This window comes from Actinoplanes sp. NPDC026619 (assembly GCF_040638295.1).
Taxonomy (GTDB): domain Bacteria; phylum Actinomycetota; class Actinomycetes; order Mycobacteriales; family Micromonosporaceae; genus Actinoplanes.
The window spans coordinates 45,655-57,897 of sequence record NZ_JBEZYA010000037.1; the positions used below are offsets into that span (position 1 = coordinate 45,655).

At 69.6% G+C, this 12,243-nt stretch carries 14 protein-coding genes; 10 read left to right on the plus strand and 4 right to left on the minus strand.

Features of this window, described 5'->3' with window-relative positions; all coding sequences use genetic code 11:
* Positions 1–18 precede the first annotated feature (18 nt).
* From AB0E90_RS45525 to AB0E90_RS45535, 3 genes are read left to right on the plus strand one after another with little or no spacing between them, the layout of a single operon-like run.
* On the plus strand, positions 19–1,038 hold the full coding sequence (locus tag AB0E90_RS45525; RefSeq protein WP_360418919.1) for an acyltransferase family protein: 1,020 nt from the start codon (positions 19–21) through the stop codon (positions 1,036–1,038).
* Positions 1,039–1,078: 40 nt separating this feature from the next.
* A complete protein-coding gene (locus tag AB0E90_RS45530; RefSeq protein WP_360418826.1) occupies positions 1,079–1,432 on the plus strand; it encodes a hypothetical protein in 354 nt (117 codons plus the stop codon).
* On the plus strand, positions 1,429–1,941 hold the full coding sequence (locus tag AB0E90_RS45535; RefSeq protein ID WP_360418828.1) for a GAF domain-containing protein: 513 nt from the start codon (positions 1,429–1,431) through the stop codon (positions 1,939–1,941). The genes AB0E90_RS45530 and AB0E90_RS45535 overlap by 4 nt, the downstream gene beginning before the upstream one ends.
* A 7-nt stretch (positions 1,942–1,948) precedes the next feature.
* Here AB0E90_RS45535 and AB0E90_RS45540 read toward each other — a convergent pair whose 3' ends face one another.
* Together AB0E90_RS45540 and AB0E90_RS45545 are read right to left on the minus strand one after the other, a co-directional pair.
* Complete coding sequence (locus AB0E90_RS45540; protein WP_360418831.1) at positions 1,949–2,695, minus strand: thioesterase family protein; 747 nt, start codon at positions 2,693–2,695, stop codon at positions 1,949–1,951.
* Positions 2,692–3,477 carry a DUF4097 family beta strand repeat-containing protein gene (locus AB0E90_RS45545; RefSeq protein WP_360418833.1) on the minus strand — a complete coding sequence of 262 codons (786 nt, stop codon included), beginning with the start codon at positions 3,475–3,477 and terminating at the stop codon, positions 2,692–2,694. The genes AB0E90_RS45540 and AB0E90_RS45545 overlap by 4 nt, the downstream gene beginning before the upstream one ends.
* 132 nt (positions 3,478–3,609) lie before the next feature.
* Between AB0E90_RS45545 and recO the strand changes: the two genes are divergently transcribed.
* Complete coding sequence (gene recO / locus AB0E90_RS45550; protein WP_360418835.1) at positions 3,610–4,398, plus strand: DNA repair protein RecO; 789 nt, start codon at positions 3,610–3,612, stop codon at positions 4,396–4,398.
* Positions 4,395–5,186, plus strand: coding sequence for an isoprenyl transferase (locus AB0E90_RS45555; RefSeq protein ID WP_360418837.1), 792 nt, complete (start codon positions 4,395–4,397; stop codon positions 5,184–5,186). The genes recO and AB0E90_RS45555 overlap by 4 nt, the downstream gene beginning before the upstream one ends.
* Before the next feature lie 111 nt (positions 5,187–5,297).
* Here the strand turns inward: AB0E90_RS45555 and AB0E90_RS45560 are convergent, their stop codons facing one another.
* Together AB0E90_RS45560 and AB0E90_RS45565 are read right to left on the minus strand one after the other, a co-directional pair.
* Positions 5,298–5,981, minus strand: coding sequence for an HAD family hydrolase (locus AB0E90_RS45560; RefSeq protein ID WP_360418839.1), 684 nt, complete (start codon positions 5,979–5,981; stop codon positions 5,298–5,300).
* A complete protein-coding gene (locus AB0E90_RS45565; RefSeq protein WP_360418841.1) occupies positions 5,978–6,271 on the minus strand; it encodes an MTH1187 family thiamine-binding protein in 294 nt (97 codons plus the stop codon). The genes AB0E90_RS45560 and AB0E90_RS45565 overlap by 4 nt, the downstream gene beginning before the upstream one ends.
* 260 nt (positions 6,272–6,531) lie before the next feature.
* Between AB0E90_RS45565 and AB0E90_RS45570 the strand changes: the two genes are divergently transcribed.
* From AB0E90_RS45570 to AB0E90_RS45590, 5 genes are all read left to right on the plus strand, one after another.
* Positions 6,532–7,398, plus strand: coding sequence for a TetR family transcriptional regulator (locus tag AB0E90_RS45570; protein ID WP_360418843.1), 867 nt, complete (start codon positions 6,532–6,534; stop codon positions 7,396–7,398).
* Positions 7,399–7,745: 347 nt separating this feature from the next.
* Positions 7,746–8,639, plus strand: coding sequence for an aldo/keto reductase (locus AB0E90_RS45575; RefSeq protein ID WP_360418845.1), 894 nt, complete (start codon positions 7,746–7,748; stop codon positions 8,637–8,639).
* A gap of 157 nt (positions 8,640–8,796) precedes the next feature.
* Positions 8,797–10,614 (plus strand): histidinol-phosphatase, encoded by a 1,818-nt coding sequence (locus tag AB0E90_RS45580; RefSeq protein ID WP_360418847.1) that lies wholly within the window; start codon positions 8,797–8,799, stop codon positions 10,612–10,614.
* Complete coding sequence (locus AB0E90_RS45585) at positions 10,611–11,150, plus strand: hypothetical protein (protein ID WP_360418849.1); 540 nt, start codon at positions 10,611–10,613, stop codon at positions 11,148–11,150. Before AB0E90_RS45580 ends, AB0E90_RS45585 begins: the two co-directional genes overlap by 4 nt.
* A gap of 17 nt (positions 11,151–11,167) precedes the next feature.
* The gene (locus AB0E90_RS45590) at positions 11,168–12,241 is read left to right on the plus strand and encodes a 5,10-methylenetetrahydrofolate reductase (RefSeq protein ID WP_360418851.1); all 1,074 of its coding nucleotides are present in this window, start codon (positions 11,168–11,170) and stop codon (positions 12,239–12,241) included.
* The last annotated feature ends 2 nt before the right edge of the window (positions 12,242–12,243 follow it).

A 12,243-nucleotide genomic window follows, 5' to 3' on the forward strand; every position in this document is an offset into this window, starting at 1 on the left:
TCGGTAACTCAAGTGGCCATGCGGAACCAGTACCTGGACCTGCTACGTGCCGTCGCGACCGTTCGAGTGGTGGTCTACCACTCGAGCGGCTGGGCGGCCCTGACCATCGCCTTCCCTGCCATGTCGGTCATGTTCGCCCTGGCCGGCTCCCTGATGGCGGCCTCTCTCGACCGGTACGGCCCGTGGGCCGTCGAGCGCCGCCTGCACCGTCTGCTGCCCTCGCTGTGGGTGCTGGTCGGCATCGCCGTGCCCGCCATGTTCGTGGCCGGGCTCGCCTGGGACTGGAAGATCCTGCTCTGGGCGTTCCCGATCGAGGACCCGCCGGCCACCGGCTTCTGGCTCGAAGGCCTCGCCGCGATGTGGTACCTGCGGGACTTCCTCTGGCTGGTGCTGCTGTCGCCGCTCCTGCTGCCGCTGTTCCGCCGGGCGCCGCTGACCACCGTCCTGGTGCCGTACGTGGCCCTGGCCGTGCTGACGTTCACCGGGATCAAGCCGCCGGCGGTCATCCACGACCTGGCGCTCTACGGCGGGGCTTGGCTGCTCGGCTTCGCCCACCACGACGGCATGCTGAAGCTGACCCGCCGCCGCTGGTGGCTGATCGGCGCGCTCGCGGCCACCGGCGCCGTCTGGGCGCTCACCCACCCCGGGCCGCGCGGGTTCGACCTGAACGACATCCCGCTCGGCAACGCCCTCTGGTCGGCCGCGTTCATCATGGTCGCGCTCGGCGTCTCGCCGATGGTGCGGCCCCGGCGGCTGCTGACCATCCTGAACTCCCGCGCCCTGACCATCTATCTGTGGCACGTGCCGATCATCGTGGCGCTGTCGAAGTTCGCGTTGTGGTCCGGGCTGCCGATCTTCGGCTGGGTCGGGATCAGCTGGCGCCTCGTCGTGGTCACGCTCGCCCTCACCGTCGTCGTGCTCGCGGTCGGCTGGGTCGAGGACTGGGCGGCCGGGCGGCGGCCACAGCTCGTGCCGGGTGTCTCCCGCAAGCAGGTGCCGGTGTCGCCGGCGCCGGCCATGGCGACCACCCGGGTGTAGGCCGCTCAGATCGGCGCGCCTCCGGCCGACCAGAGTTTTGATGGAGACGTATCCGGTGGAGGCGCCGACGCTCGAGTCGGCGCACGACGCGCTGCGGCGGCTGTACGGGCCGCACTCCGAGGACCTCTGGCAGACGCTGCTGTTCAGCGCCGGACTGACCGGGAACGAGACCGACCAGGGCTCGTTCGGGCGGATGGTCGTGTCGATGCAGGCGGCCGACGGGGTCACCCAGCTGTGCGGGCGGTCCCTCGCGATGCGGGCCGACGCGTTCAAGCGCCTGGGCGCCGCGGCCGGCTCTGCGCCTGGCTCTTCATCGGCCGCGGTGTTGCGTGCTTCCGGGCACGACTCCCGCTTTCCCTCTTCTGTCGCCCCGGCTGCTCAGGAGACTGCATGAGTCGCACCGACGAGCATCGCCGGCTGGCCGTGCTGGCCGGCATCGACATCGACAACCCGGAGCTGCGCGCGAAGCTCGACGAGGTCAGTGCGCGGACGGCGGCCCGGCTCGGTCAACCCGTCAGCCTGGTCAGCATGGTGCTGGACGGGGCGCAGTTCTTCGCCGGGTCGTTCGGGCTGCAGGGGTGGCTGGCCGAGCTGAACGGCACGCCGATCGAGTGGTCGTTCTGCGTCAACGCGGTGCAGTCGCGGACGCCCTACGTGGTGACCGACGCCCGGATCGACGCGCTGTACGCCGCCAACCCGCTCGTGCACGTCGACGGGCTGCACCGTTACGCGGGGGTGCCGATCGTGGTCGACGGCGAAGTGCTGGGGGCGCACTGCGTGCTCGGTTACGAGCCGGGGGAGTTCTCCCGATCGGATCTCGAGGAACTTCGCCGGGGCGCCGACGAGATCGTGGCGCTGCTCGCCTCCCATCGCCTTCCCCGCGCCGCGCCTCTCCCACCCTGACCGGCCCTCATCGGGCCCGGACGAGCAAGGGCTGGGCGACCTGGCCGATTCGGCCGGACAGGTCGAACATCTCGCCCTCGGCCAGGCCGAGACCGTCGTCGGAGATGACCGTGCGGGCCGCCAGGTGCACCCAGTCGCCGGTGGCCTCGCGCAGCAGCGTCGCCGTCATGGACGGCGGGATGGACAGCCACTTGTCGAAGGGCAGCACCGCGGACAGCCCGTTCGCCGAGTCGGCCACGATCAGCGCCCGGTCCTGGCCGTCCAGCTCCACGCCCTCGATCAGCGGCATCCGCACCCGGCTCCACACGTGCGTCTCGCCCAGCTCGTCGAGGCCGCCCATGGTGCACCGCCACTCGATCGACCGGCCGTAACCCCAGTCGCCGCTGAACCTGTCCTCCTGATCGGGCAGCGGCTCGGCTCGCGTCTCCTCGGACATCGTCGCCGGCTGCGGGCCCGGCGCGATGTGCCAGGCGCGTGCGCTCACCGCTACCCGGCCGTCGATCAGCATCTGGGCCTCGTTCAGTGCGGTCAGCCGGCCCGGCTTGATCGGAGACACCTCGATCTTGGAAACGCGACGCGGTATCGGGCCGAGAAAGTCCACCGAGATCCGGGCCAGGCGCATGCCGTCAAGGCGCATCACGTGCCCGAGCAGGGCGGCCGGCGGACCCCCGTGCTGCATTGCGCTGTCCCACGGACTCTCGGTGAATTCGGTCGGTTCGTAACGGTCGGCACCGAGTGGTAGGTAAAAGCTCACGACGTCGAGGCTACGTTTATGTCCCCGCTCGTCACCCGCACGTCGATCACATTCTTTGCCGTGGCGTCGCTGGTCAGGCCTTCGAGATGCTCGTCGCCGGAACCGGAGTGGCTGGTCACCCGGTATTTGCTCGGCGGCACCTCCACCCAGATGTCGCCGCTGGTGGACTGGGCGGTCACCGAGTTGGGCGCGGTCAGCTCGACGTGCGTGTCGCCCGAGGTGACCTTGAGGTCGGCCGGCCCGGCCACCCTGATCGCCTGGATGTCGCCCGAGGTCGTGTGCACCTTCACCGAGCTCTTCGCGTCGGTCACCTGGATGTCGCCGGACGTGGCCTTGATCGAGACGGCGCCGGTCGCCTCCGACACGGACACGTCGCCGGAGGTCAGCTCGAGGTCGGCGATGCCCACCCCCTTGAGGATGACGTCGCCGGAGCGCTCCTTGCCACGCACGTTCACCCCCGGCGGGGTCTTGATCTCGTAGGACACCGAGCAGTTCACCCCGCACGACGTGTCGATGGTCAACGTCGTACCGTCAAGCTGGTACGGGTTTTCGGGGTTGCTGGAGCGGCGGATCACCCGGCGGATCGTCGTCTCGGTGACATCGCCGGAGGTCACCGTCACGTCGCCGGCGCCGCCGGTCAGCACGATGTCGGTGATCTTGCCCTTCTCGGTGTCGTCATAGGTCATCTTCGCCCCGATCACACCGGCGCAGCCGGTCAGGGCGGTCGTCGACGCGGCGATGAGGGCGAGGACGCCGGCGCGCCGGATCAGGGTCGAGGTCATGGCACAGACGCTATTCGCGAGCGCCACAGAGGCACCATCGGTTCTCCCACTGAGCCGCCCCCGAGAAGACCCTGAGATCCGGGTCAGGGTCTTGCCGTACCCCCGAGGCAGTTGTCGTACCCCCGAGGCAGAATGACACCCGTGCCCACCGGATCCGGCTACCGCCGCCAGCTCTACCGCGACGACGCGGTCGTGCTCCGCGTGCAGAAACTCGGCGAGAGCGACCGGATCATCACGCTGCTGACCCGCCGTAACGGCCGGCTGCGTGCGGTGGCCCGGGGCGTGCGCCGCACCATGTCCCGCTTCGGCGCCCGGCTCGAGCCGTTCGGCCACATCGACCTGCAGCTGGCCGGCTCGCCCGAGGGCGTCGGCAGCTCGCTGCACTCGGTCAGCCAGGTCGAGGCCATCGCGCTCTACGGCAAAGGCTTCCTCACCGACTACCCGCGCTACACGGCGGCCAGCGCCATCGCCGAGACCGCCGAGCGCCTCACCCCGATCGAGCGGGAGCCGTCCCTGCGGCTGTTCCAGCTCACCCTCGGCGCGCTCAAGGCCCTCGCCGCCGGCGAGCACGCCGGCCCCCTGGTGCTCGACGCCTACCTCCTGCGGGCCATGGCCACCGCCGGCTGGGCGCCCGCCATCAGCGAGTGCGCGGTCTGCGGCACCCCCGGCCGGCACGCGGCGTTCTCGGTCCCGGCCGGCGGCGCCGTCTGCCCCGACTGCCGCCCACCCGGCGCCGCCCACCCGAGCCCGGCCACGCTCGGCCTGATGAGCGCGCTCACCGACGGCGACTGGCAGCTCGCCGACGCCTCCGAGCCGCCGATCCGCCGGGAGTGCAGCGGCCTGGTCGCCGCCCACCTGCAATGGCACATGGAGCGGGCGCTGCGCTCGCTTCCGCTGGTCGATCGACGGGAGAGTTCATGACGCCGCGTCCACCCACCCCGCACCTGTCGGGTGTCCGCCCGCCCGCGCTCCCGAAAGCGGCGCTGCCGAAACACGTCGCGATCGTGATGGACGGCAACGGCCGCTGGGCCAAGGATCGCGGCCTGTCCCGCACCAAGGGCCACGAGCAGGGCGAATACTCGCTGTTCGACACCATCGAGGGCGCCATCGAGATGGGCATCCCCTACCTCTCGGCGTACGCGTTCTCCACCGAGAACTGGAAGCGCTCGCCCGAGGAGGTGCGCTTCCTGATGGGCTTCAACCGCGACGTGATCCGCCGCCGCCGCGATCAGCTGGTCGACCTCGGGGTGCGGGTGGTCTGGTCCGGCCGGGCCGGCCGGCTGTGGAAGAGCGTCATCTCCGAGCTGCAGACCGCCGAGGAGATGTCCCGGAACAACAAGACGCTCACCCTGCAGTTCTGCGTCAATTACGGCGGTCAGGCCGAGATCGCCGACGCCACCGCGGCCATCGCCCGCGACGTGGCCGCCGGCAAGCTCAAGGCCGACCGGATCAACGAGAAGACGATCGCGAAATACCTGTACCACCCCGAGGTCCCCGAGGTCGATCTCTTCCTGCGCCCGTCCGGCGAGCAGCGCACCTCCAACTTCCTGCTCTGGCAGTCCGCGTACGCCGAGATGGTCTTCCTCGACACCCTCTGGCCCGACTTCGACCGCCGTCACCTCTGGTATGCGTGCGAGCTCTACGCCTCGCGCGACCGGCGCTTCGGCGGCGCCATCCCCAACCCGATCGCGCCGACTTCGTCCAAGTGATCGACCCGATCGAGCAGCCCGAGCAGGGCCACTGACTCTCTCAGGTTGGCCGGCCAGGCTCAGGTCGGCCGGCTCAGGTAGGTCGGCCAGTTCGGGGTTGGCCAGCTCAGTTCAGGTTGTCAGGATTCGCACGGTGGCTTCGGTGTCGCTGAGATCGGGCAGCACCGCGTGTGCGCCCGCGAGCACCAGGTCGGCCATCGTGGTCGAGCCGGTGGCGACGCCGACGGCGAGGGCGCCGTTGGCCAGCGCGGCCGTCACGTCGTGCACGGTGTCGCCGATGACCACCGGCGTGAACCGCTCGCCGTACTTCGCCTCGGCGCGCTCCAGGCTTCGGCGTACCAAAGTGGCGCGCACGGCGTCGTCGGTGCCGTAACCACCCACCTCGGCGTCGAAGACGCCGTCCAGCCCGAAGGCGGCCACCTTGGCCGCCGCCACCTCCGGCACGTTGCCGGTGACCAGCGTCTGCACGATGTCCGGGTCGTTGCCGAGCCGCTCGAGGACGTCCCGCACCCCCGGCATCAGCGCGCCCTGCTCGCCGAACTCGTGCTTGATCGCGAGCACCTTCTGGACGTAGTGCACGAAGAACGCCTCCGGCGTGCAGTCGGTCACGCCGTGGCGGGCGAACACCTCGGCGCAGATGTCCATGTCGGTGCGCCCGCCGAAGATCGGGGTCTCCAGCCATTCCCGGCCGGTCAGCTCCGTGAACGCCGTCCGCCAGGCCCGGGCCGCCACCCCGCCGCCGCGCAGCAGGGTGTAGTCGATGTCCCACATGACCAGGCGTTTGACCCGTTTCACTCGGTGAGGGTCCGTTCGATGTGCGCCACCTTGGCGGTCAGCGCATCGGTGACTCCGGGCCGGACGTCCGCCTTGAGCGAGACGCTGACCCGGGGCGCCCCCTTGGCCACGGCCTCCACGGCCTGTTTCACGACGGCGAAGCATTCGTCCCACTCACCCTCGATCGTGGTGAACATGGCATCCGTCCGATTGGGCAGCCCGGAGGCTCGCACGACGCGCACCGCCTCGGCGACGAGATCTCCCACGGAGTCACCGACACCGAGCGGCGTGACAGAGAAGGCAACCAGCATGCGGCCATAGTCCCAGGACGATCCCGGTCCGGCGCAAGCCTTCGTCGATCCCCGTAGCCGATCTGTGCCTCAGCGGAGAGAGCGCTCTCAGGGGTGATATGCCCTGCTCCGACCAGCCACTTCGCCGTCTCGATGGAGACAGCGAGATCGCGCTTCCTGATTGGCGGCCGCACTTTTCGGGTGCCGCCGGTATTTTCGGAGTGAGTACTTACTTCTAAATCGATTGCCGGAGTGAGTGCTCACTCCGTAGCGTTCGTGGCATGACTGATGACAAGATCCGGCGCCGGGCGCCGGGAATGAGCCCCGGGCGGCGGCGCGAGATGATCGTGGCCGCTGCCGTGCCGCTGCTGGTGGAGCACGGTGCTGCGGTCAGCACGCTGCAGATCGCGAAGGCGGCCGGGATCGGCGAGGCCACGATCTTCCGTGCCTTCACCGACAAGGACGATCTGCTGCATGCGTGCGTGGTCGCGGTGCTGCGCAACGATCAGGTCCTGGCCGAGCTCGATGCCGTGCCACTGGACCAGCCCCTGGCTGCCCGACTGGTCGAGGCGGCCGCGACCCTGCGGGCCTATCTCGACCGGATGGGCGCGGTGATCGCCGCCGTCCACAGTGCCGCCAGCCGCGGGCTGGCCGAGCGCCACGCACGGCCCGGCGACAGCGCGCACGGCCCGGATCACGGTGCCGCGCATGGACCGGATCACGGTGCCGCGCACGGACTGGAGCATGGCGCCGCGCACGGACTGGAGCATGGCGCCGCGCACGGACTGGAGCATGGCGCCGCGCACGGACTGGAGCATGGCGCCGCGCATGGACTGGAGCATGGTGCGGCGCACGGACCGGAGCACAGCGCGGCGGACGGCTCGGGCCACAGTGCGGCGCCTCGTCCGTCGGACGGGGGTGGCGGGCGTGATGAGCGGGCGGAGGCGGTGGAACTCACCCGGCAGGCAGTGATTCGCCTGCTGGAACCGGATCGCGACAACCTGCGGCTGCCTCTCGAGCAGGTCGCCGCCATCTTCCTCGGCCTGCTCTTCCCCCGGCGCGGCACGCCGGCCGCGACCGACACCCCGATCGAGACGCTCGTCGACGTCTTCCTCCACGGCGCGGCGGGCGAGAGGCCGGCGGCCTGACCGAGCCCGGCCGCCGGCTCGCGGGGTTGCCAGCATGGCCGCGAGGGCGCGGGCAGAGTCGCGAGCGCGCGGGCAGAGCGGCGGGGCCGGGGGCAGAGTCGCGAGCGCGCGGGCAGAGCGGCGGGGCCGGGGGCAGAGTCGCGAGGGCGCGGGCAGAGTCGCGAGGGCTGGGCGGAGCCGCGGGGTGTGGCAGAGGTGTGGGCGCGGCAGAGGTGTGGGCGCGGCAGAGGTGTGGGCGCGGCAGAGGTGTGGGATGGCAGCAGGGCTGCGGGGTGCGCGGGGATTCGGCGGGGTGGTCTGCAGGGCTGTGGGTCGTCGGGCGGAGAGTTGCGGCATAAGGTGCTTCGGTGGCTGACGGGGAGATTTCGGCGGGGTGGGCGGGGACCTGGGTTCTCGGGGATCGGCGGGTCAATCGCATGGGGTTCGGGTCGATGCGGCTTACCGTCGAACCGGATCCGGAAGTAGCCGTCCGGGTGTTGCGGCGGGCGGTCGAACTCGGCGTCGATCACATCGACACCGCGGCGTTCTATTTTTCGCCGGGCGGGATTCTTGACGTCGGGGACGGGCCGGTTCGATATGCGACGGAGCTCATTCGGCGCGCTCTCACGCCGTACCCGGAAAGTCTTTTTATTGCCACCAAGGTGGGGCCGGGTCTCCTGCCGGATGGGCAGTGGGGTGAGGCGGTCACGGCGGCGCAATTGCGGCATCAGGTCGAGGAGAATTTGCGGCGGCTCGGGGTGGAGCGGCTTGACCTGGTCAATCTTCGGGTGTTCCGGTCGCGGGATTCCATCGGGGAGCGGTTTGCGGCGCTTGCGGCCATGCGGGACGAAGGGCTGATCCGGCATCTCGGGCTTTCCGCGGTGAGCCTCGCGCAATTGGACGAGGCGTCGACGATCGCGCCGGTCGCGTGTGTGCAGAACAGCTTCGCGCTCGACCTTCGGAACAATGCCGAGATGCTGCGCGTCTGCAGGGAGCGGGGAATCGCCTTCGTGCCGTTCTTCGCCATCGCGGGACAGGGCCGGGAAAAAGGCGCGAGCGAGGCGCAACATGCGGCAGCCGAGGCGGTTGCGGCGCGGCACGGGATGACCGCCCATCAGGTACGGCTGGCGTGGACGCTCCACCAAGGGCCGCACGTGCTCGCGATTCCGGGAACGGGCGATGAAAGCCACCTGCTGGCTAACGTGGCCGCGGGCGGCGTCCGGTTCGACGAGCGGGATATATCTGAACTGGGAAATATCTGAACTGGGAAGAAGCTGAACTGGGAAGAAGCTGGGAACAAGCAGGTGGTGGACCTTCCCTGTTCGCCGATTGGTCACGGGATCGACAGCGGCCGTTGAGGTCGTCCCACGAATGTGGCGCCGGAAGCGCACAGTCGACCATTCGTCGGGAGCAATCCATATGGGTCACGGCCACGACCACGATCACGACCACACGCATGAGACCGCCGGCGGCGACCTCTCGCCGGCGATGGACCTGAGCATCCCGGACAGTGAGCTGTCGCCGTCCGACGTGTCCCGGCGCGGCTTCCTGCGCGGCGCGGGCCTGCTCGGCGCCGGTGCCGCCGCCTCCGTGCTGGCCGCGCCGGGCGCCGCCTCGGCCGCCGGCCTGTCGCACGCGCACGGGCCGGTCGGCGGAGGGTCGGACAAGGGCGGATTCACCTGGCTCGCCGGTGACCACCACATTCACACCCAGTACAGCTCGGACGCTCAGTACCGGGTTCTCGACCAGGCGAAACACGGCCACGCGTACGGCCTGGACTGGCTGGTCATCACCGACCACGGCAGCAACGAGCACGCCAAGATCGGTGTGGAGAAGGTCAACCCGGACATCCGCAAGACCCGTGAGGAGATCAAGGATCTGCTCACGTTCCAGGGTCTGGAGTGGAACATCCCGGCCGCCGAGCACGCCACCGTGTTCGTGCACCCGGGCAAGAACGAGGTCGAGGTCCTCAAGCAGTTCGAGCAGACCTACGACGGCTCCCAGCTGCCCGCCACCAACACCGAGGCGCAGAACGAGGCCGCCGCGGTCGCCGGCATCAAGTTCCTCGCCTCCCAGGTGAAGGCGCGCAAGGTCGAGGGCGCGTTGTTCCTGGCGAACCACCCGGCCCGCCGCGGCATCGACTCGCCGCACGAGATCCGCAACTGGCGCGACGCCGACCCGACCGTCGCCATCGGCTTCGAGGGCGCGCCCGGCCACCAGGCCGCCGGCATCCCCGCCGCATACGGCCGGGGCGGCGCCCGCGGTTACTACGACAACAACCCGTCGGCCGCGTCCTACGCCGGTTACCCGCTGGAGAGCTACCGCACCTGGGGCGGCTTCGACTGGATGACCGCCACCGTCGGCGGACTGTGGGACAGCCTGCTCGCCGAGGGCAAGGCCTGGTGGATCACCGTCAACTCCGACTCGCACGTGGTCTACCTGGACCAGTCGGACCGCGGCCCGGGCACCGACTTCGCGGCCAACGGCAAGCACAACGACCCGGTCTACAGCGGCAAGACGCTGACCACGGCCGGCGACTTCTGGCCCGGCTACTACGGCCGCACCAACGTGGGCGCGACCTCGTTCGCGTACAAGGCCGTCATGGATGGTCTGCGGGCCGGCCGCGTCTGGGTCGACCACGGCCGGCTGGTCAAGGGCCTGGACGCCCGGGTCCGGGTGGCCGGGGACCGCCGCTGGGACGCCGGCACCCCGCTCGGCGGCGTCGCGCAGGTCAAGCGGGGCACCTCGACCGAGCTGACCCTCGACATCGACCTGCAGGACGTGCCGAACTTCGCGGCGTTCATTCCCGTACTCAAGCGGGTTGATGTGATCGTCGGAACCGTGACCGGGCCGGTCACCGACAAGGACAAGTTCACCGCCCCGGACACCAAGGTGGTCAAGTCTTTCGACATCTCCTCGTTTGACACCTCCGCGTTTGACACCTCCGCGTTTGACACCTCCTCGTTTGACACCTCCGCGTTTGACACCTCCGCGTTTGACACCTCCGCGTCTGATACCTCCGCGGGCGCCAAGAGTGTCTCGCTGAGTTTCCCGCTCGGGCGTCTCGACAAGCCGTTCTACGTGCGTGTCCGCGGCACCGACGGCAACCGCACCCAGCCCGGGTTGATGGGGGCGTCGGTCGACCCGTACGGACCGAAATTGGATGTTATCGGCGACGCCGATCCGTGGGGTGACCTGTGGTTCTACACCAACCCGATCTGGGTTCTTCCCAAGTGACGTTGTATCGCTCCGTGTCGGCCGGTCCGCAGGGGCCGGCCCGCACCTTCGGCGTGAGCCTCGGCCACCTTCAGCTGGCCGAGGCCGATCACTGGATCCTGGGGTTGGATCCGAGGCCGGAGCTCGCCTGCACGCATCTGGTGTCGGAGCCTTACCGGCACGTGGCGATCAGCCTCACCGCCGGTCTTGCCGCCTCCAGTTCTGCCTCCGTCGGTGGTGCCGAGACTGCGCCAGAACTGCACGCGGCCGCGGAGGCGGCCGTGGCCGGGAAGTTCGGCCGTGCGGTTCTCTTTCCCGGGGTGGAGAAGCTGGTCGGCACGCTGACTGCCGGCGAGATCGTCGAACTCAGTGCGATCGACCGGGTCGAGGTGCTCGGGTCGGGCGTTGCCGACGACGATGCTCGGGTGGACACCCGTGAATTTGTCCGCCCGCAGTTCCGCGACGGCGAGCTCGTGCTGACCACGACTCCGGCGGCCGGGGGAGTTCTTGTTCCTTTCGAGACGAGGGATCCCACTCCCTGCTGCGCCAATCACTGACCCCTACCCTGGGTCGGGTGTCTCTCCATTCGAAGCTGGCGCTCGACTTTCCGTCAGCTCCCCGGTCGGCTTCCGAGTCGGCTTTCCCGCCTGCTTCCGAGTCGGCTTCCGAGTCGGCTTCCGAGTCGGCTTCCGAATCGGCTTCCGAGTCGGTTTTCGGCTCGGGTTCCCGGCCGGCCGACGCGCGTGGCGGGGTGTTGCTGTTCGGCATCACCCCGCCGCGCCGCAGCGCCACCCCTGAGAAGATCAAGGAAATCGCCCAGGTCACTATCGGCCGGCTGGCCGGCCTCGACCTCGACGGCCTGATCCTGTACGACATCGACGACGAGTCGGACCGTAACCCGGGCGAGCGTCCGTTCCCGTACCTGCCGACGATGGACCCGATCGAGTTCGAACCGCATCTGGGTGACTGGGACCGTCCGGTGATCATCTACCGCTGCGTGGGGAAATACGCGGAGGACGAACTTCGGTCGTGGCTCGCCACCGCCGACACGGACCGGGTGCTGAGCGTCTTCGTCGGAGCCTCGTCGGGGGACAAACCGGTGCGGACGGACCTGCGCCGGGCGCAGGCACTTCGTGCGGAGGTACGCCCGGAACTCCCGCTGGGTGCGGTTGTCATCCCCGAGCGGCATGCCCGTGGCGGCGAGGAACACCTGCGCATGCTCACCAAGCAGGAGCGGGGCTGCGGCTTCTTCATCTCCCAGGTCATCTACGACGCGGGCGAGACGAAGGACCTGGTCTCCGACTACTTCTACGCCTGCCGGTCACGCGGCGTCCCGCCCCGGCCGGTGATCTTCACGTTGTCGCTGTGCGGCTCGGCGAAGACACTGACGTTCCTCGAGTGGCTGGGCGTGGACATCCCGCGCTGGCTGGAGAACATGCTGCTGCACGCTGAGGACCCGCTCGCGGAGTCGTTCCGGGAGGCCCTCGCCATCGCGAACGACCTGCGCACGTACTGCGAGCGGCTGGGTATGCCGTACGGCTTCCACGTCGAGTCCGTCTCGATCCGCAAGGCCGAGATCGAAGCCGCCGTACGCCTGACCGAGGAGCTCGGCCGGCTGATGCGACCGGCCTCCCGCGAGCCTCAGTAGAC